At 73.4% G+C, this 17,942-nt stretch carries 21 protein-coding genes; 9 read left to right on the forward strand and 12 right to left on the reverse strand.

Going from position 1 to position 17,942, the window contains the following annotated elements:
• Positions 1–6: 6 nt before the first annotated feature.
• From JQX11_RS15600 to JQX11_RS15610, 3 genes are read right to left on the reverse strand one after another with little or no spacing between them, the layout of a single operon-like run.
• Positions 7–372 (reverse strand): DUF742 domain-containing protein, encoded by a 366-nt coding sequence (locus tag JQX11_RS15600; RefSeq protein ID WP_204925688.1) that lies wholly within the window; start codon positions 370–372, stop codon positions 7–9.
• On the reverse strand, positions 369–800 hold the full coding sequence (locus JQX11_RS15605) for a roadblock/LC7 domain-containing protein (protein ID WP_204925689.1): 432 nt from the start codon (positions 798–800) through the stop codon (positions 369–371). The genes JQX11_RS15600 and JQX11_RS15605 overlap by 4 nt, the downstream gene beginning before the upstream one ends.
• Positions 797–3,205, reverse strand: coding sequence for a sensor histidine kinase (locus JQX11_RS15610; RefSeq protein ID WP_307826206.1), 2,409 nt, complete (start codon positions 3,203–3,205; stop codon positions 797–799). Before JQX11_RS15610 ends, JQX11_RS15605 begins: the two co-directional genes overlap by 4 nt.
• A gap of 533 nt (positions 3,206–3,738) precedes the next feature.
• Here JQX11_RS15610 and JQX11_RS15615 point away from each other — a divergent pair.
• Both JQX11_RS15615 and JQX11_RS15620 read left to right on the forward strand, forming a co-directional pair.
• Positions 3,739–4,440 (forward strand): RodZ family helix-turn-helix domain-containing protein, encoded by a 702-nt coding sequence (locus JQX11_RS15615; RefSeq protein ID WP_204925690.1) that lies wholly within the window; start codon positions 3,739–3,741, stop codon positions 4,438–4,440.
• Positions 4,441–4,495: 55 nt separating this feature from the next.
• On the forward strand, positions 4,496–5,578 hold the full coding sequence (locus JQX11_RS15620) for an NAD-dependent epimerase/dehydratase family protein (protein ID WP_204925691.1): 1,083 nt from the start codon (positions 4,496–4,498) through the stop codon (positions 5,576–5,578).
• Between the two features lie 21 nt (positions 5,579–5,599).
• On the opposite strand, the gene JQX11_RS15625 is transcribed toward JQX11_RS15620, so the two are convergent.
• The 3 genes from JQX11_RS15625 to JQX11_RS15635 all read right to left on the reverse strand — a co-directional run bounded on the left by JQX11_RS15625 (position 5,600) and on the right by JQX11_RS15635 (position 8,395).
• Positions 5,600–6,349, reverse strand: coding sequence for a ZIP family metal transporter (locus JQX11_RS15625; RefSeq protein ID WP_204925692.1), 750 nt, complete (start codon positions 6,347–6,349; stop codon positions 5,600–5,602).
• Positions 6,350–6,416: 67 nt separating this feature from the next.
• Positions 6,417–7,625, reverse strand: a complete 1,209-nt coding sequence (locus JQX11_RS15630; RefSeq protein WP_204925693.1) for a GNAT family N-acetyltransferase — start codon at positions 7,623–7,625, stop codon at positions 6,417–6,419.
• 50 nt (positions 7,626–7,675) lie between these two features.
• Positions 7,676–8,395, reverse strand: coding sequence for a PP2C family protein-serine/threonine phosphatase (locus JQX11_RS15635; RefSeq protein ID WP_088642022.1), 720 nt, complete (start codon positions 8,393–8,395; stop codon positions 7,676–7,678).
• 63 nt (positions 8,396–8,458) lie between these two features.
• Here JQX11_RS15635 and JQX11_RS15640 point away from each other — a divergent pair, with 63 nt between their 5' ends.
• The gene (locus JQX11_RS15640; protein ID WP_204925694.1) at positions 8,459–9,493 is read left to right on the forward strand and encodes a helix-turn-helix domain-containing protein; all 1,035 of its coding nucleotides are present in this window, start codon (positions 8,459–8,461) and stop codon (positions 9,491–9,493) included.
• Here JQX11_RS15640 and JQX11_RS15645 read toward each other — a convergent pair.
• Positions 9,478–10,038: a helix-turn-helix domain-containing protein gene (locus JQX11_RS15645; protein ID WP_204925695.1), complete on the reverse strand. Its 561-nt coding sequence runs from the start codon at positions 10,036–10,038 to the stop codon at positions 9,478–9,480. The two genes, JQX11_RS15640 and JQX11_RS15645, sit on opposite strands and share 16 nt — an antisense overlap.
• A 70-nt stretch (positions 10,039–10,108) precedes the next feature.
• Between JQX11_RS15645 and JQX11_RS15650 the strand changes: the two genes are divergently transcribed.
• The gene (locus tag JQX11_RS15650; protein WP_204925696.1) at positions 10,109–11,374 is read left to right on the forward strand and encodes a benzoate/H(+) symporter BenE family transporter; all 1,266 of its coding nucleotides are present in this window, start codon (positions 10,109–10,111) and stop codon (positions 11,372–11,374) included.
• A gap of 81 nt (positions 11,375–11,455) precedes the next feature.
• Here the strand turns inward: JQX11_RS15650 and JQX11_RS15655 are convergent, their stop codons facing one another.
• The 4 genes from JQX11_RS15655 to JQX11_RS33090 all read right to left on the reverse strand — a co-directional run bounded on the left by JQX11_RS15655 (position 11,456) and on the right by JQX11_RS33090 (position 13,383).
• Positions 11,456–11,815 carry a hypothetical protein gene (locus JQX11_RS15655; RefSeq protein ID WP_145917392.1) on the reverse strand — a complete coding sequence of 120 codons (360 nt, stop codon included), beginning with the start codon at positions 11,813–11,815 and terminating at the stop codon, positions 11,456–11,458.
• Between the two features lie 44 nt (positions 11,816–11,859).
• Positions 11,860–12,108: a hypothetical protein gene (locus JQX11_RS15660; RefSeq protein WP_088642027.1), complete on the reverse strand. Its 249-nt coding sequence runs from the start codon at positions 12,106–12,108 to the stop codon at positions 11,860–11,862.
• Positions 12,109–12,189: 81 nt separating this feature from the next.
• Positions 12,190–12,660: a large conductance mechanosensitive channel protein MscL gene (mscL, locus tag JQX11_RS15665; protein WP_204925697.1), complete on the reverse strand. Its 471-nt coding sequence runs from the start codon at positions 12,658–12,660 to the stop codon at positions 12,190–12,192.
• Between the two features lie 39 nt (positions 12,661–12,699).
• The gene (locus JQX11_RS33090; RefSeq protein WP_204925698.1) at positions 12,700–13,383 is read right to left on the reverse strand and encodes a FadR/GntR family transcriptional regulator; all 684 of its coding nucleotides are present in this window, start codon (positions 13,381–13,383) and stop codon (positions 12,700–12,702) included.
• A 157-nt stretch (positions 13,384–13,540) separates the two neighbouring features.
• Between JQX11_RS33090 and JQX11_RS15675 the strand changes: the two genes are divergently transcribed.
• Positions 13,541–14,695, forward strand: a complete 1,155-nt coding sequence (locus JQX11_RS15675; RefSeq protein WP_232377989.1) for an MFS transporter — start codon at positions 13,541–13,543, stop codon at positions 14,693–14,695.
• A gap of 9 nt (positions 14,696–14,704) precedes the next feature.
• Here the strand turns inward: JQX11_RS15675 and JQX11_RS15680 are convergent, their stop codons facing one another.
• Positions 14,705–15,061 carry an STAS domain-containing protein gene (locus tag JQX11_RS15680; RefSeq protein WP_088642031.1) on the reverse strand — a complete coding sequence of 119 codons (357 nt, stop codon included), beginning with the start codon at positions 15,059–15,061 and terminating at the stop codon, positions 14,705–14,707.
• A gap of 158 nt (positions 15,062–15,219) precedes the next feature.
• Here JQX11_RS15680 and JQX11_RS15685 point away from each other — a divergent pair, with 158 nt between their 5' ends.
• Genes JQX11_RS15685 through JQX11_RS15700 form a run of 4 tightly spaced genes read left to right on the forward strand, consistent with a single transcriptional unit; the run spans position 15,220 to position 17,925 of the window.
• Complete coding sequence (locus JQX11_RS15685; RefSeq protein ID WP_204925700.1) at positions 15,220–16,080, forward strand: STAS domain-containing protein; 861 nt, start codon at positions 15,220–15,222, stop codon at positions 16,078–16,080.
• On the forward strand, positions 16,080–16,499 hold the full coding sequence (locus tag JQX11_RS15690; RefSeq protein ID WP_204925701.1) for an STAS domain-containing protein: 420 nt from the start codon (positions 16,080–16,082) through the stop codon (positions 16,497–16,499). The genes JQX11_RS15685 and JQX11_RS15690 overlap by 1 nt, the downstream gene beginning before the upstream one ends.
• Positions 16,496–16,912, forward strand: coding sequence for an anti-sigma regulatory factor (locus JQX11_RS15695; RefSeq protein ID WP_204925702.1), 417 nt, complete (start codon positions 16,496–16,498; stop codon positions 16,910–16,912). Before JQX11_RS15690 ends, JQX11_RS15695 begins: the two co-directional genes overlap by 4 nt.
• The gene (locus JQX11_RS15700) at positions 16,909–17,925 is read left to right on the forward strand and encodes a SpoIIE family protein phosphatase (protein WP_204925703.1); all 1,017 of its coding nucleotides are present in this window, start codon (positions 16,909–16,911) and stop codon (positions 17,923–17,925) included. Before JQX11_RS15695 ends, JQX11_RS15700 begins: the two co-directional genes overlap by 4 nt.
• Positions 17,926–17,942: the final 17 nt, after the last annotated feature.

The following is a 17,942-nucleotide window of genomic DNA, read 5'->3' on the forward strand; positions in this document are numbered from 1 at the left end:
CCTCTTCTATATCCGCTGCAGGCCGGCGAGAACCGTTTCCAGCAGCCACCGGTCGGCGATCTTCTCCTGCGCCGGTGAGCCGATGTCCAGAAACCCCTGCTCATGGAGCACGTCCACCATCACCTTGGTGATGGCGAGCGGCCGGTGCAGGTAGGCGCCGATCTCGGCGATGGAGATCCACCCCGTGCACTGGTGGAGGATCTCCCGGTACTCCAGCTCCAGCCGGCTCTGGTCGGCCGGCAGGGCGATGACCTGGGTGGCCAGGTCGAGGCTGGTGTTGCGGGGGCTCGTCCGCCCGTTGACGAGGATGTACAACGGCACCAGCCGGCCGGCCTCCGCCTCGTCGTCGCCGTCCCACACATCGTGACTCATGGTTTCGACCCGGGTCGGTCGGTGAGTAGAGGGCCGTCGAGGCGGGCCTCGGAGCCGAGATAGTCACCGATGCGGGTCACCAGGCGGCTCATCTCGTACGCGACGGTGCCCATGTCGACGGACTGTTCACAGAGCACCGCCAGCCGCGCGTTCTGGCCGGCGGCGGCGACGAACAGCGTCCGTCCCTCGTACTCGATGATGACCTGTTGGACGGGGCCGCTGTCGAACCGGCGGCCCATCCCCGCGGCGATGCTGTGCAGGGACGACGCGCCGGCGGCCAACAACTCCCCGGCGTCCTGCGGGAGCGACGTGGACTTCTGCACGATCAGCCCGTCGGTGGACAGGACGACCGCGTAGACCACGTCAGGGACCTCCACCAGATCGTCGAGGATCCAGGTCAGATCGTTCTGCGATGCCGAGTGGGTCATACGTTCCTGCCTTGGTCGTCTCTGCTGGCGGAGTCCCCGTTTTTCGCCGCCCGGCCGGCGGCCCAGGCCTTCTGGTATCTGCTGAACCGGTCCCGGGCCTCCTCGGGTGACCGGGCGGGAGCCGGCGCGGCGTCGGGCTTCGGCCCGGGCAGACCCTCGTCGCGCAACTCGGGGGCGAGGTGCTGCTGCGGTCGGCGGTGCGGCAGGGGCGGCCGGGCGGCGACCTGCGGGCCGGACGAACCGCCACGGGCCGGGCCACGCTGCGCCGGAACCTCGGTCATGATGCCCCCGCTGCGGTCGGAGTGTCGCTCCCCGGTGGGACCGGCCGGCGCCCGCCCGGACCCGCCCGGTGCGGTGGTCGCCACGGCGGTGGGTCGGGCCCCGGCGGCCGGGTGCAGCTCCCGCCGGCCGCCGCCGACCGGCAGCACCGCGCCGACACCGGGCCGCGACATCGCCGTGGCGACGCCGCCGAGCGGCAGGACGCCCGGGTCGGTACGGTCCAGTTCGGCGACGTACGACTCGGTGACGATCACCCGGTCGGGCAGCAGCACGATCGCCAGCAGGCCGCCGTACGCCGACGCCCGCAGGCTCACCTGGACGCCGTCCCGCTTGGCCAGCTCCGCCACCACGTGCAGGCCGACCTGCGCGCCGTCCTTCAGCGCCGTCACGTCCGGGGTCGGCGCGGTGGCGAGCAGGTCGTTCGCCCGTTCCAACGCGTCCGCCCGCATGCCCACGCCGGCGTCCTCGATCTCCACCGCGATGCCGCGCTTGACCTCGATGCAGGTCACCCAGACCGTGGTCTCGGGCGGCGAGAACGCCAGCGCGTTGTCCAGCAACTCGGCGATCAGGTGGACGGTGCCGGCCACCGCCGGCCCGGCGACCGCCACGTCCGGCGCGCTGCGCAGGGTGATGCGCTGGTACTGCTGGGCCTCCGCGAAGGCCGCCAGCAGCACCCGGCGCACCGGCACCGGGTTCTGGAAGCGGCGGCCGATCTGACCGCCGGCCAGGATGACGAGGTTCTCCAGGAACCGGCGGGTCTGGGTGAGCTGGTGGTTGATGTCGAACAGTTCGGCCAGCAGCTTCTCGTCGCCGATCCGGTTCTGGAGGTCCTCGATGACCTTCAGGCCGCGTTGCAGGGGGCGCTGCGGGCGGCGGGCCACACCCATCAGCATCGCGATACCGGCCGCCCGGGTCTTCGCCTCGTCGACCGCCGCACCCGCCGCCGCCTGCAACGACCGGTTGATCACCTCGGCCACCCGGCCGATCTCGTCGCTGCCGTAATCCGGTAGCGGCAGCTCGGAGGCGAGGTCGACCTTCTCCCGTCGGCGTAGCCGGTCCATCATCGCCGGCAGTTGCTTGTCGACCACCGCCTCGGCGTCCCGGCCGAGCTGGGCGAGGCGTACCGACAACGCCCGGTCCACCAGGATCTGCGACTGCCGGATCGCCCAGATGATCGCGGCGACGACGACGAGCAGCGCGACCAGACTGCCCAGGGAGGCGGTGAACAGCTGGGTGTTGCCGGTGCGCAGGGTCCGCGCCGAGACCGTGTCGGCCTGCACCACGGTCAGGTTGATCAGATCGTCGGACACCTGCCGGGTGAGGACTTCCCACCGGGCCCGGTTGAACGACAGGGCACGCGGTACGCCGGAACGCCACGGCCCATTGCTGACCAGGGCGTTTTCTGCCGCGACGAGTTCTTTCCAGGAGTCGCTCGTGGTGATCGCGGCAAAGCGTTCCCGGGCTTCCGGTTCGAGGTGCGGAGCCACGTTGTTGAGGCCGGCGTGATAGGCCCCGACCAGGTTGGTGAAGTCGAGATGGTCCTGCGGGCTGAGGGTACGGGCACCGAAAGCGCCGTCAATGGTCGAACCGGCCCGGGACATCAGGTCACTGGCGCGGAAAGCCTCGGTCGCCGCGATACCGCCCTGGGCTGCGGCGGCGTCGGGGACGATTCTCGCCTGGGTGTCGAAGAGGTCGGTCGCGGCGTCGAGCAGACGGTTGTAGAAATCGTAGACACCCGTCCCGTTGGCCGACCGGGAATCGATGGTGCTCCGCACGCTCGCCAATTCGTCGAGCAGGCCGGCGAGCGTCTCCCACCGGGTCACGATCGAGTCCGGGGCGTTGCCCAGCGCGGCGTTGGCGGCGGGACGCAGGGTGGCCACCCGCTGGTCGGTCTGTTGCCGCTGCTCGATGAGCCGGCTGAGATCCCGGGACGGCTGGGTGAGGTAGCTGACGCTCAGCCGCCGTTCCTGCTGGATCGAGGACAACGCGGAGACCGCCGGGATCGACACCTGCCGGACGCTGTTGGCGACCTGGCGGTTGTAGAAACCCTGGAAGATGAGATAGCCGGAGGCGACGAGCCAGACCACCAGGGCGACGACGCTGGGAATGAGCACCAGCCTGATCACGCGCCGTTTGATCGACTGCGGTCGACCGGCACGACGACCCGGTGTCGTCGGTGCGGCCTGGTCGTCTGAGGCACGGCGCGGTTCTTCGCGGTCGGCCTGTTTGTGCGCCAAAGTCGTCGTATCCAATCCTGGTCAAGCCACAGACAGCGGCGGTCCTACGCCACTGGTCGACGCCGATGTGTGACAACCCTACCGTCTATCCGGACCCGTACCCGCCCACGATTCGACGACAGTGGACGGTCGTGCTGTTCGTACTGGTCAGCCATTTGGTAGGGGTCACGGTCGATGGAAGAACGCGACATTGACGTGACCCGGGTCACTGTGGACGCCGCCGCCGGAGCCGGTCCCGGCACGGCCCGCCCGGCCGCCGGCCCCGGTGTGCGGTGGCGCAGATAGATTCGGGTTCTCCCGGGTACGGGGAAACCGCCGGGGGGTCACCGGCGTCCAGTTCGATGCTGTGGCGCGTCCATCGTCCGGGTGGAGCGCAGTGGACACCCCGCACCCGCGCGGGGTCGCCGGTGGAGGAGCAGGGGATGTCGAAGCTGAAGTGGGTCACCGGGGTCGCGGTGCTGGCGTGCTCCGGGGCGTTGGTGGCCTGCGGGGACGGCGGCACGCCGGCCGCCGACGGGTCGGCCACGGCCACGCCGTCGGGGTCGGCGACGCCCTCCACCGCGGTGACGCCCACCGCCACGACGGCACCCGACCCGACCGCGCCCCCGACGTCGGCGAGCCCGTCCCGACCCGCCGGGAAGCCGTCGGCCACGGCCGGTGCCGGCGGGGTGCTGTCCGGCAGGCGGGAGGTCACCATCGTCCGGGTGCAGGCGACCGAGTCCGGGGTGGCCCTCGACGGCGGCACGCTCGTCGAGGTCGACGACGACAGCGGACGCCAACTGTTCGTCCCGACGCCGGTCGGCGGCGGCAAGTACCTGATCAAGGCGTACGGCCGGCGCGACGGCCACCCCGCCAACGACGACCCGGCCTGCTGGCAGGTGGTCAACCCCGGCGACGGCACGCCGCTCACCGTCGAGGGGACGGCCTGCGACAAGCGGAAGCCGACGCAGCTGTTCAGCATCGTCAGCAAGGGCAAGGGCGCATACGCGATCAGCAACGACTCGGCGTTCCTCCAGTTCTCGCCCAGCCGGGGCCTGATCCTCGAAGAGTTGGGCGACGCGCCGCTGCGCAGCACGTTCAAGCTGGTCGACAACGGTCCGGCCCGTACCCCGGCCGGCGGCTGACCCACGATCCGCCCTGGCGGGGTTGGCGGACGGCCCAGCGGGTACCGCACCCGGCATGCGGATCGTGATCGTGGGGGCCACCGGCAACGTGGGCACGGCGGTGCTGCGCCGGCTGGGTCGGGAACCGGGGCTCGACCTGGTCGGTATCGCCCGCCGGCTGCCCGGCCCCGACGCCGGCGCGCCCTACGCCGGGGTGCGGTGGCACTCCTGCGACATCGGCGCGCCGGGCGCGGTCGACCAGCTCACCGCGATCGTCGCGGGGGCCGACGCGGTGGTGCACCTGGCCTGGCAGATCCAGCCCAGCCACGACCAGCGCACCCTGCACCGGACCAATGTCGGCGGCAGCCGCGCGGTGACCGAGGCCACCGTCCGGGCCGGAGTGCCCGCCCTGGTGTACGCCTCGTCGGTCGGCACCTACGCGCCCGGCCCGAAGGACCACCCGATCAGCGAACGGTGGCCGGCGACCGGGGTGCCCGGCTCCTCGTACAGCCGGGACAAAGCCGAGGTGGAGGCGATGCTGGACGCCGTCGAGGCCGCCCAGCCGGGGCTGCGGGTGGTCCGGCTGCGCCCCGGACTGATCTTCCAACGGGACGCCGGCACCGAGATCACCAGGTACTTCCTCGGGCCACTGGCCCCGGTGCGGCTGCTGCGGTACGGCCGGATCCCGCTCGTACCGGCCAACCGGCGGCTGCGGATGCAGGCGGTGCACGCCGACGACGTCGCCGACGCGTACGCCCGGGCGGTCCTCGGTGAGGCGCGCGGCGCGTTCAACGTCGCCGCGGACCCGGTGCTGACCCCGGAGCTGGTGGCCCGGCACTTCAAGGGCTGGACGGTGCCGGTGGCCGCCCCGGTGCTGCGCGCCGCCGCCGCGCTGACCTGGCGGTGCCGGCTGCAACCGGTGGACGCGGGCTGGGTCGAGCTGGGGCTCGCCGCGCCGCTGATGTCCAGCGCGCGGGCCGAGACCGAACTCGGCTGGCAGCCGCGGGTCGACGCGGTGACCGCGCTGCGGGAACTGTTCGCCGGGATGGCCGACGGCGCGCACACCGCCGGCCCGCCGATGTCCGGCGTCGCCGACCTGCCCGGTCGGGCCGCCGGCCTGCTCCGGGGCCGCGTCCCCGGCCAGGGCGACCCCTACTGACCGTCAACGGCGGCCGGTCCGTCAGGCGTGGGAGAGGGCGAACGCGGCCAGGAAGCCCAGGACGGTGATCAGGCCGACCAGCAGGTGGGCGTCCTCGAACGCCTCCGGGACCATGGTGTCGGTGATCATCGCGAGGATCGCCCCGGCGGCCAGCGCGGTGATGGTGGCCAGCAGCTCCGGCGGCGCACCACCCAGCAGGGTGTTGCCGAGCAGTGCGGCGAGCCCGCTGACCAGGGCGATCGCCGTCCAGAGCCCGAAGACGTACCGGCGGGAACGGCCGGCCCGGCGCATGCCGGCGGCGCTCGACAGACCCTCCGGCACGTTGCTGAGGAAGACCGCGGCCACCGTGACCAGGCTGACCGGGCCACCGGCCAGCAGGCTCGCGCCGATCACCACCGACTCGGGTACGCCGTCGAGCAGCGCGCCCACCGCGATCGCCGAGCCCGAACCGGGCTGCTCCCGCTCGGAGGGCTGTTCCCCGCCGGAGCGTTTCCGGTGCCGGGCACCCCGTCGGGCGAGGAGCAGGTTGGCCCCCGTGTACGCCAACGCCCCGCCCGCCGCCCCGATCGCGGTCGGTAGCAGTCCACCCTGCTCGTGCGCCTCGGCGATCAACTCGAACGAGACCGCGGAGAGCAGGACCCCCGCACCGAACGCCATGATCGACGCGACGACCTTGCGGGGCACCGGCAGGAAGAACCCGACGGCCGCCCCGACCAGGAGCGCGGAACCGGCCAACAGGCCCCACGCCCCGGCTTGCAACCACTGCGGCATTCCGGGGACCGTACCCGCCCCCGCACCGCGTCAACCAGACCCGGCGGCCCGGCGGGTGGCCGGCCGCTCAGAAGTCGGCGAACAGGTAGGGCAGGGCGCGGGGGAAGAGCCGGCGCAACTCGTCCGCCGCCTCCGGGCCGACGTCACCCAGCCCTCGGATGTGCACCTCGGCCGGGTCGAGCACCCCGTACGCCAGCGCGGACAACCCGGCGGCGGTGAGCGTCGCCGTCGGCACCGGTCCACCGCCGGTCACCGCCGACCGGCCGCCGGGGGCCAACACCAGCCGCCCGTCGACGCCGTCGAGCAGGTGGGTGCCGGCGAGCCACCGGTCGTCGACCAGGTCCACCCGTACCCGGCCCGGCCCGGCGGGCAGCCCGGCGAGGGCGTCCACGCTCAGCAGGCGGGCCATCGGTGCCGGCGACCCGGGCCGGGACACCCGGGCCTCGACGTGCACGGCCAGGTCGGTCAGCCACAGCTCGGGCAGCTCGTCGGCGGGCACCCGGAGACTGATCCGTTCCACCTGGTCGACGTGCCGGGCGAGGAACTGCAACAGCAGGGCGCGGGCGTACGGGTCGCTGGCGAGCAGGTCGTCGCCGACCAGTTCGCCACCGTGGTCGTCGATCCGGTAGGTGAGCGCGCCGACCACGCTGCCGTCGACGGTCGCGGTGATCAGCCACCTGTCGTCCCGGTCCCGCAGTCCCACGTCCCGGAAGTCGGGGAAGATCGCGAAACCGTGCCGCTCCCGCAGGCACCGCTCGGTGAACGAGCGGTAGTGCGGATAGCCGACGCCGATCCGTTCCCAGCCCACCGTGCCGGGCAGCTCGGCGCGCAGCAGCGGGCCCAGGTCGGCCGGGGCGAACCGGACGGTACGCGCCCGGGGCAGCCCCACGTAGCCGAACCGCTCGTAGAAGCTGGCCCGGAACGGGTACAGCGCGGTCACCGGGTGCCCGCCGTCGCGCATCTCGTCGAGGAGCTGGCAGAGCAGGGCGCGGACGTACCCCTGGCGGCGGGCCAGCGGGTGGGTGGCGATCCCGGCGACCCCGGCCATCGGCAGCACCGCGCCGCGCAGGTTCTGCCGCATCGGCACCGCGCTGGCGGTGGCCCGCGCCTCGCCGCCCTCCTCGACGACCAGGGTCCGGTTGCCCTTGTTGTACGGCAGGTAGCGGTGGAACGCGTCGACCCGCTCCCGGCTCAGCGGGGTCGCCTCGAAGGCGTACGCCTGGAGCGGGAAGCTGGTGGTCAGTCGTTCCTCGGCGGCCAGGCGACGGATGAGCATCCGTCCATCCCAACCCGGCCGGCGGTCGGCCGCAACCCGGTTGGCCGGGTTCAGCCCTCGGTCACGTCGGAGACCACCACGGTGACGTTGTCCGGTGCGCCGGCCTGGTGGGCCAGCTTCACCAGTTGCTCACCGCAGTGCCGGCGGTCCTGGTAGGTGACGAGCGCCCCGTGGATCGCCTCGTCGGCCACGTAGTCGGAGAGCCCGTCGCTGCACAGCAGCACCCGGTCCCCGGCGAAGACGGTCAGCACCCCGATCGCCGGGGGCGCGTCCGCCCCCTGCACCGCCCGGGTGACCAGGGAACGCTGCGGGTGGTGGCGGGCCTGGTCGGGGGAGAGCGCCCCCTGGTCGACGAGCGCCTGCACGAAGGTGTCGTCCCGGGTGAGCTGGGTGAGTTCCCCGTCGCGCAGCAGGTAGCACCGGGAGTCGCCGACCTGGGCGAGGACCAGGGTGTCCCCGGCGAGCAGGGCGGCGGTCAGCGTCGTACCCATGCCTTCGCGGGCCGGGTCGGCGGAGATCGCCGCCCGGATGCGCCGGTTGGCGGTGGAGACCACGGCCCGCAGCGCCTCGGCGGCCTCGTCGGTGCCGGTGGGGGGGACCAGCTCGTCCAGGATTCGGATGACGATCTCGCTGGCCACCTCGCCGGCGGGGAGCCCACCCATGCCGTCCGCCACCGCGACCAGGCGTTCACCGGCGAGGGCCGAGTCCTCGTTGTTGGTGCGGACCAGGCCGACGTCGTTGAGGATGGCCGAGCGGAGGATCAGCGTCATGGGACAAGCTTGCCGGATACACCCTCCCTCCGTCTCTACGCACTAGTACGTAGGGTGGGAGAAATGATCCCGGTGTCCATGGTGGGTCGCGTCGGAGAGCTCGCCGAGCTCGACCGGGCGTGGTCCACCGTGGCCGGTACGGGCCGGTCGGCCCCCGCCGTCACGGTCATCACCGGGGCCGCCGGGGTGGGCAAGAGCCGGCTGGTCGCGGCGGCCGTCGAGGGTCTCTCCCCCCGGCCGGCGGTGATCCTCACCGGGACGGCACGGGTGCACGATCCGGCTCCCTACGACTGGCTGGCGGCGGTGCTCAGCGTCCGTGACGTCGGCGCGCTCGACCTGCCGTCCGACGCGCTCGCCTGGTTGGCCCAGCATCCGGCCGCGCCGCGCGAGCGGTACGCCCCCGGCACGCTGCTCCGGCTCGCCGTGCGTACCGTCCGGTCGCTGGTGGGTGCCGGCCCGGCCGTGCTGGTGGTGGAGGACCTGCACGATCTCGACCCGGCCAGCCTCAACCTGGTCGTCGAGCTGGCCACCGCGCCGCAGTTGCCGGCGCTGCTGGTGGTGGCGAGCCGGCCGCCGGCCGACGCGGTCGCACCGGACCTCACCCGCCGCGTCCTGGCCCGCCTCTGCGGGGTACGCGGTGCGGTGCGTCAGCACCTCGGCCCGCTCGGCGTCGCCGAGGTGGCCGAGATCCTCACCCAGGTGTACGGCGACAGCCCGCCCCCGGCGCGGGTCTGTGCCGACGTCTGGCAACGCACCGGCGGCAACCCGTACGCGCTCACCGAGTTGCTGGCGGTGCACGCCGGCCGGGGGCTGGACGCGCTGGTCCGGGAACCGTTGCCGGAGCACCTGCGGATGCCGTCGCCCCGGACCGCCGCCCCGCCCGAGGCCGAGCTGACCGGCCGGGAGGTCGAGGTGCTGGGCTGCCTGGTCGCCGGGATGTCCAACAAGCAGGCCGCGCGGGCGCTGGGCATCTCGGTGCGGACGGTGACCGTGCACGTGTCGAACCTGCTACGCAAGACCGGCTCGGCGTCGCGTACCGAGGCGGCGCTGTGGGCGGTGCAGCACCGGGTGCCGGGCGCGGGTCAGGTGCGGGGGTAGCGCAGCAGCAGGCTGGCGGCGACCTCCTCGTCGCCGAGGGCGGCGTAGCCGTGCGGGACGTCCGAGGTCCAGCGCAGGTGGCCACCGGCGGCGGCGGTCAGCGGGGCGTCGAGCGGGCCGGCCCGGAGCACCCCGGCGAAGACCGTGACGTGTTCGGTGACCCCGGGCTGGTGGGCGGGGGAGACCTGTTCCCCGCCGGGGCGGACCCGCAGTCGGTACAGCTCGTAACTGGCGTCGGTGTCGGTGAACGACTCCAGCAGGGTGGCGACGACCGTGGTGCCCCGCACGGTCGGGGTGGCGGCGGGCCCGGCGAGCACGGCCGCCAGCGGTACGCCGAGCTGGGCGGTGATCGCGTAGAGCGTCTCCAGGGTGGGGTTGCGGGTGCCGTTCTCCAGCGCCGAGAGGGTGGCCTTCCCGACCCCGGCGGTACGGGCCAGCGTGGAGAGGGAGACCCCGCGTTCCATCCGCAGCGCGCGCAGCCGGTGGCCGACCGCCCCGGCGTCGGTGTCGGGCGCGGGCCGGCGGGCTGGGCGGGGCGGGGTCATCCGGCTATGGTGCTACACGCCGCTGTTCCGTAAACGGAACGATGGGTGGCCGGGCGTGAGGGGGAGTGTGGTGGGGGATCGGTTGCAACCGGTGCTGGCCGGCGTGGTGACCGCCGTGGTCGGCTTCGCCAGCTCGTTCACCGTCGTGCTCGCCGGGCTGGGGGCGGTCGGCGCCAGCGAGGCGCAGGCTGCCTCCGGGCTGCTCACGGTGAGCGTCGCCGCCGGGATCTGCGCGACCTGGCTCGGCCTACGGCACCGGATGCCGATCGCGATCGCCTGGTCCACGCCGGGCGCGGCGCTGCTGGTCGCCACCGGGCCGGTCCCCGGCGGCTGGCCCGCCGCCGTGGGCGCGTTCGCGCTGTGCGGGCTGCTCATCGTCACCGCCGGCCTCTTCCCCGCCCTGGGGCGGGCGGTGGCCGCCATCCCCGCCCCGGTGGCGGCCGCGATGCTGGCCGGGGTGCTGCTGCCGCTGTGCACCGCCCCGGTACGCGCGCTGGTCGAGGTGCCGGCCCTGGCCGCCCCGGTGATCGTCACCTGGCTGGTGCTGCACCGGTTCGCCCCCCGGTGGGCGGTCCCGGCCGCGCTGGTGGCGGCGGCGGTGGTGATCGCCCTGACCACGTCCGGCGTCGGGGTCACCCCCGGTGACCTGCGGCCGGTGGTGTCGCCGACCGTGCCGGTGTTCACCCTGCCCGCCGTGGTCGGCCTGGCGCTGCCCCTGTTCCTGGTCACCATGGCCGCGCAGAACGTGCCCGGCACGGCGGTGCTGCGCGGCTTCGGCTACCGGCCGCCGCTCGCCCCGGCGCTACGCGCCACCGGGCTGGCCAGTGCGCTCGGTGCCGCCACCGGCGGGCACGCGGTCAACCTCGCCGCGATCACCGCCGCCCTCGCCGCCGGCCCCGACGCCCACCCGGACCCGGACCGACGCTGGATCGCCTCGGTGACCGCCGGCATCGGCCTGGCGCTGCTCGGGCTCGGCGCGGGCGCGGCGACCACGCTGGTGCTGCTCTCCCCGCCCGTGCTCATCGAGGCGGTCGCCGGGCTCGCGCTGCTCGGCGCGTTGGCCGGCGCCCTCACCTCGGCCCTCTCCTCCACCCCGCCGTCGGTCGTTCCCGATCCCCGGAGCCGGGAGGCCGCCGTGGTCACCTTCGTGGTCACCGCCTCGGGGGTGAGCCTGCTCGGCGTGGGCGGGGCGTTCTGGGGACTGCTCGCCGGCTGCCTGATGCTGCTGCTCTTCCGGCGCCGGACGCCGGCTCCGGCCGTGGGGCTGCCGGGGCCGCAGGAACCGGAGGGGAACCCGGTGGTCGGGGGTCGGTCCGCGCAGGTCACGGGGCGCTGACGGTCACCTCGATGGTGCTGAATCTCCCCCGCTCAAGACGGTGGGTGGGATCGACCGGCGCACGCGAGGGGCGGGGGCGGGTCACTCCTCCGGCGGTAGATCGCCCACGGGGACGTGCAGGCGTACCTGGTCGTCGGTGACCGTGGCGATCTGGTCGGCCAGCACGTACACCGCGCCGGTGCGGGCCAGCTCGGTGGAGACCTTGAGGTAGCCGGTGCGCAGCAGGCGGGCGGCGAGGTCGGCCGGGACGTCCGGCTCCTCGACGGCCACCGACTCGATCAGCTCGTCCAGGCTGCCGCCCGGATCGGCGGTCGACGCCTGCACGGTCACCGCGTTGGGATCGCCCCGCTGGACCAGGTCGACGGTGCCGATCTCGACCCCGACCGTGTCGACCACCCGCATGCCGGTGGTGATCCGCGAGATGACCGCCTGCTCTGCCATGCCCTGCTGCTTCATCCCCGGGCGGTTCCCTGCCCCACCCACCGCTAAACCGCCGGGCCCCAGGCACCGGGCGGACGCGGGGACAGCTCCCGCCAGGCGTCCGTCCCCTCCAGCAGGGCCCGGACGGTCTCCTCGGCCTCGTCGACGCTGCCGTACTCGTAGAACTGGGAGACGCCCTCCGCGCCGCCGGCCCGCTGCTCGACGTGCCACCGGTCGGCGTCGACGCGGAGGAAGACGTCCCGCCGCGCCAGCCGTCCCCATTTGCCGTTCCACCAGTGCCTACGCTGCTCCATGGCCGGACTCTATCGAACATGTGTACGACGGGAAGCGGCCCCTGCGGGAATTCCGCAGGGGCCGATGTGCGCCGGTGGGGGTCAGCGCGGAGCGGGCGGCTCCGGGCGCCGGCCGAGCACGTCGTCCAGCGCACCGCGCTGCCCCGGGGTGGTGTGCCCGCCGGCGAGCAGCGCGTCGCGGATCTCGGTGAGCAGCTTGACCTCCTCGCTCGGCGCGGCGGGCGGCGGTTCCTCGCCCCGCTTACGCCGCTCGGCGAGCCGGTTCATCGGGTAGACCACCAGGAAGTACAACGCCGCCGCCGTCAGTGCGAAGGTGATCGCGGCGTTGACGAAGGCGATCCAGTCGAACGGGATGCCCCGGAATTCGGGGGTCGAGCCCTTGAGGCCGTCCTTCTGGCCGGTGATCAGCACGATGAAGACCCGGACCAGTGGTTCGAGGAACGACTTGGTCAGCTGGGTGACCACGCCCGTGAACGCGGCGCCGATGACGACACCGACCGCCAGGTCGACGACGTTGCCGCGCATGATGAAGTCTTTGAAGCCCTTGAGCATCCGTACTCCTGTGCCGTCCGATTCTCCGTCGGGGACAACCTATGCCCCGGACGGGGGCTCCAGAAAAGCACCGGCCTCGATCGCCGCCCGTCCGGGATCGCCGTCCCGGATCGCGGCCACCAGCCGGCTGTGGTCGACGTACCGCTGCGGTTGCAGGGAGTCACCCGTCACGTATGCGACGGTGCTGCGCAGGGCTGCGCCGACCGAGGCGTACAGCTCGGCCAGCATGCCGTTGTGCGCGGCGGCGACCACCGCCGTGTGCAGCGTGACGTCGGCCTCCACGAACTCGGCGACCCGGCCCGACCGCCAGGCGGCCTCCCGGGCGGCCAGCGCGCCGTCGAGCGCCACCAGGTCCTCCGGGGTACGCCGCAGCGCGGCCAGCCGGGCCGCCTCGACCTCGAACGCCCGGCGGACCTCGACCACCTCGGCCATCCGGTCGTCGGTGAGCCGGCGGGCCACCACCGGGGCCAGCTCGTCGGTCGACACCACGTACGTCCCGGAGCCCTGCCGGCACTCCAGCACCCCGGCGTGCACCAGCGCCCGGACGGCCTCGCGGACGGTGTTGCGCCCCACCCCGAGCGCCGTCACCAGCTGCGGCTCGGTGGGGATGCGCCCGCCCACCGGCCACTCGCCGCCGAGGATCCGCCCCCGGAGCTGCTCGATGGTCTGCTGCACCCGCTGACCGCGCGGGGGCACGGGTGGGGAATCGACCGACGGTGTCACCGGTTACACCAGCTGCCGAAATTCATCCCATGATTGTAGGTTCGAGGTCATGACCCCGCCAACCGCTCCCGCCGTCGAGGCACCCGAACCGCTCGCCCACCGGCCGGCCCACCGCACCCCGTCGCCGGCCACCGGCGGCGCGCTGGTGCTGGTGGGGATGCTGCTCGTCGCGCTCAACCTGCGGGCCGCGGTGACCAGCCTCGGCGCGCTGCTCGACGAGGTACGCACCGGACTCGGGCTCTCCGGCGCGATGGCCGGGTTCGTCACCACCCTGCCCACCATCGCGTTCGCCGGCCTCGGCGCGCTCACCCCGTGGCTGATCCGGCGCTGGCCGGCCGCCCGGGTGCTGGTGGTCGCGATGCTCGCGCTCACCGTCGGTCAGTTGCTCCGGGTGGTCACCGACTCGGCGACGGTCTTCGTGCTCACCAGCGCGCTCGCCCTGGCCGGCATCGCGGTGGCGAACATCCTGCTGCCGATGCTGGTCAAGCAGCACTTTCCGCACCGGACCGGGCTGGTCACCGGGGCGTACACGATGGCGCTGACCACGGGTACGACGGTGGCCGCCGCCTCCGCCGTGCCGGTGGCGCACGCCTTCGGCTCCTGGCGGGCCGGGCTCGGCGTGTGGGCGGCGTTGGCGGCGGTGGCCGTACTCCCGTGGGTGCCGCTGGCGCTGCGGGCCCGCGCCGCCCGGCGGGCCGCCACCCCGACGGCGGTCCCGGCCGCCCGCACCCGGGTCCGGCCGGCCCGCACCCGGCTCGGCTGGGCGATGGCTGTCTACTTCGGCGCGCAGTCACTCAGCGGGTACGCGGTGATGGGCTGGCTGGCCCAGCTCTTCCGGGACGCCGGCTTCCGGCCGGAGAGCGCCGGCCTGCTGCTCGCCGGGGTCACCGCGCTCGGGGTGCCGGTGGCCCTGCTGATGCCGACGCTGGCCGGCCGGCTCCGGACGCTGCGCCCGTTGGTGTTCGGGCTGACCGCCTTCTCCGCGGCGGCCTACCTGGGGCTGGCGTTCGCGCCACGGAGCGGGGCCCTGCTCTGGGTGCTGCTGCTCGCCTTCGGTCAGGGCGCGTTCCCGTTGATCCTGACCACCATCGGCCTGCGGGCCCGCACGGCCGACGGCACGGTGGCGCTGTCCGCCTTCGCGCAGAGCACCGGTTACGTGATCGCCGCGCTCGGCCCGCTGCTCGTCGGGGTGCTCTACGAGGCGACCGGCGGCTGGACCGCGCCGATGGGCTTCCTGCTCGCCGCGCTGGCGGTGCAGACGACCGCGGGCATGGTGATCGCTCGTCCCCGGTTCATCGAGGACGAGCGCTGAGGAAACCGGTCAGGACGACGCGGGGGTGGGGTCACCCGCGACGGCCTGCTCGACCGTCGGATAGGTGTGCAGCACCTCCACCAGGCCGCTGACCTCAAGGATGCGCAGCACCCCGCGCTGCGGGGCGGCCAACCGGACCACGCCGCCGGCCTCGTCGCAGCTGTTCTTGGCCCGGACGAAGACCGACAACCCGGTCGAGTCGCAGAACGACACCTCGGCCAGGTCGAACACCAGCCGGCTGCGACCCTTGTCGAGCAGGTCGGTGATCTGGTCCTGCAGCTGCGGTGCGGTCGCCATGTCGAGTTCGCCCGCGACCGACACGACGACCACGTCGCCGCGCTGTTCCGTGTGCACCGTCAGGGACATTCAGACCTCCTGTTATCGGTGGAACGGTATCCCACGAACGGGGGGACCCGCAGAACGGGAGCGGTTCCGGTGGGAGCGATCATTCCTTTGCCGCGCGGCAACTACCGGGTCTGCCTCCGGTGATAGAGTCCGGCCGGCCCAGCTCACAGGAGGTAACCATGGCGTTGACCGCAGACGGGGGCGACCGGCTCGTCGGGCTGCTGAGTGAGCACGGTGAACGGGTCGTGCAGCGGTGGACCGAACTCGTCGCCGCCTCGCTGCGCGGTCGGCTGAGCCAGGCCGAGCTGCGCCTCCAGGTGCAGGAACTGCACGCTAGCATGATCAACGCCGGTGGTGCGGGCCTGGCCGACCTCCAGAAGCCCGAGGCGGGCGAGCTGCGGGCGGTGCTCGCCGACCTGTCCCGCAGCCGGGCCCGGCAGAGCTTCACCGCCACCGAGACCGCGATCAGCATCTACGCCCTCAAGGACGTCCTGGTCGACCTGGCCGAGACCGACGGCGTCGAACTGTCGCTGCGGGACATCCTCGACGCCACCGGCCTGGTCGACCGGATGGGGCTGCTCACCTTCGAGACCTACGTGCAGACCCGCGAGGGGCTGATCGCCGACCAGGCCGAGCAGCTGCTCGAACTCTCCACCCCGGTGGTGAAGATCTGGGACGGCGTGGTCGCCGTGCCGCTGGTCGGCACCCTCGACTCGGCGCGTGCCCAGGTGGTGATGGAGCGGCTGCTCCAGACCCTGGTCGACACCGGCTCGCCGTACGCGATCATCGACATCACCGGCGTACCGGCGGTCGACACCCAGGTCGCCCAGCACATCCTCAAGACGGTGGTGGCCGCCCGGCTGATGGGGGCCGACTGCATCATCTCCGGCATCCGCCCGCAGATCGCGCAGACCATCGTCGCCCTCGGCATCGAGTTCGGCGACATCGCCACCAAGGCGAGCCTCGCCGACGCCCTGCGGCACGTGCTGCGCCTCACCGGGGTCGAGACCTCCCGCCGGCACCCGCGCCGGGAGGCGTGATGGAACGGGTGCCCATCCTGAAGATCGGCGACATCCTGCTGGTCTCCATCCAGATCGACATGTCCGACCAGACGGCGGTCACCCTCCAGGAGGACCTGGCCGAGCGGATCGTGGCGACCGGCTGCCACGGCGTCATCATCGACATCACCGCCCTGGACATCGTCGACTCGTTCGTCGGCCGGATGCTCTCCACCATCGCCTCGATCTCCAAGGTGCTCGACGCCGAGACGGTGGTCGTCGGGATGCGCCCCGCGGTCGCCATCACCCTCGTCGAGCTGGGCCTTTCGCTCAACGGCATCCGTACCGCGCTGAACGTGGAACGGGGCATGGAGCTGATCGCGGCGACCCGTGACGACGACCCCCGGTACGCCGACGACCCCGAGGACGTCGACTCCGGGACGGCGGCGACATCGCCATGACCGCGGGAGTCGACCTGGGCCCGAAGACCCAGGCGATCGGCAGTGACGAGGACGTCGTCCGGGTCCGCCAGTTGGTGCGTACCGTGGCGGTGGCGGCGAAGCTCTCCCTCGTCGACCAGACGAAGCTGGTCACCGCCGCTAGTGAGCTGGCCCGCAACACCCTCATCTACGGTGGCGGCGGCACCGCCGAGGTGAGCGTCGTCGAGGACGGCCGGCGACGCGGGGTAAGGATCGTCTTCGCCGACTCCGGACCGGGCATCGTCGACCTGGACCTTGCCCTCACCGACGGTTACACCACCGGTGGCGGTCTCGGCCTCGGTCTGAGCGGCTCCCGCCGGCTGGTCGACGACTTCGACATCCAGACCGCCCCCGGCGAGGGCACCCGGATCACCATCACCAAGTGGTCCCGATGACCCACGACGTGGTCCCGGACGCGGGTCACTGGTACCGGGTGGAGAGCGGCGGCGCCGCCAGCACCGTGCGCCGCGCGGCGGAACGCCTCGGCGGCCAGCTCGGCCTCGGCGGCAACCGGCTCGCCGAACTGGCCATCGTCGCCGCCGAGCTGACCAGCAACCTGGTCAAGCACGCCCAGGAGGGCGTCCTGCTGCTGCGGCCGGTGCGCACCGCCGACGCCGCCGGGGTGGAACTGGTGGCCGTCGACTCCGGCCCCGGCATGGCCGACCTGACCGTGTCCTCCCGCGACGGCCACTCCACCACCGGCACGCTGGGCATCGGGCTGGGCGCCATCACCCGGCAGGCCAGCTGGTACGACGCCTGGTCCCGGCCGGGACGTGGCACCGTGTTCGTGGTGCAGGTGTGGGCGAAGGAGGTCGGGGTCACCCCGGCCTGGGCGGCGGGGTTGACCCGACCGATCACCGGCGAGCAGGTCAGCGGGGACAGCCACGCGGTGCGTACCGGGGACGGCCGGCACCAGGTGCTCGTCTGCGACGGCCTGGGGCACGGGCCGCTGGCCAATGTCGCCGCCGAGGCGGCCGTGGCCGCCTTCCGGTCCGCGCCGGACGGTCCGCCCGCCGCAGTGGTGACGCACCTGCACCGGGCGATGTCACACACCCGGGGGGCCGCGTTGGCGGTGGCGGAGCTGGACCCGGCGGCGGGCCTGCTGCGTTACGCCGGCCTGGGCAACATCACCGGGACCGTACTGGCCCCCGACGGCACCCGGCGGGGGCTGGTCTCGCTGCCCGGCATCGCCGGTCACCAGCGCCCGACGGTACGCGGGTACGACTACCCGTTCCCGCCCGGCGCGACGCTGGTGATGCAGAGCGACGGGGTGGTGGACCGGTGGCGCGCCGAGGACTATCCGGGCCTGTTCGGGCGGGCGCCCGTCGTCGTCGCGGCGACCCTGCTGCGCGACGCCGGCGTACGCCGCGACGACGCCTGCGTGCTGGTCGCGAGAATCCCGTCGTGACCGCCCGTGAACCCCTG

This window comes from Micromonospora humida, assembly GCF_016901255.1.
GTDB lineage: Bacteria > Actinomycetota > Actinomycetes > Mycobacteriales > Micromonosporaceae > Micromonospora > Micromonospora wenchangensis.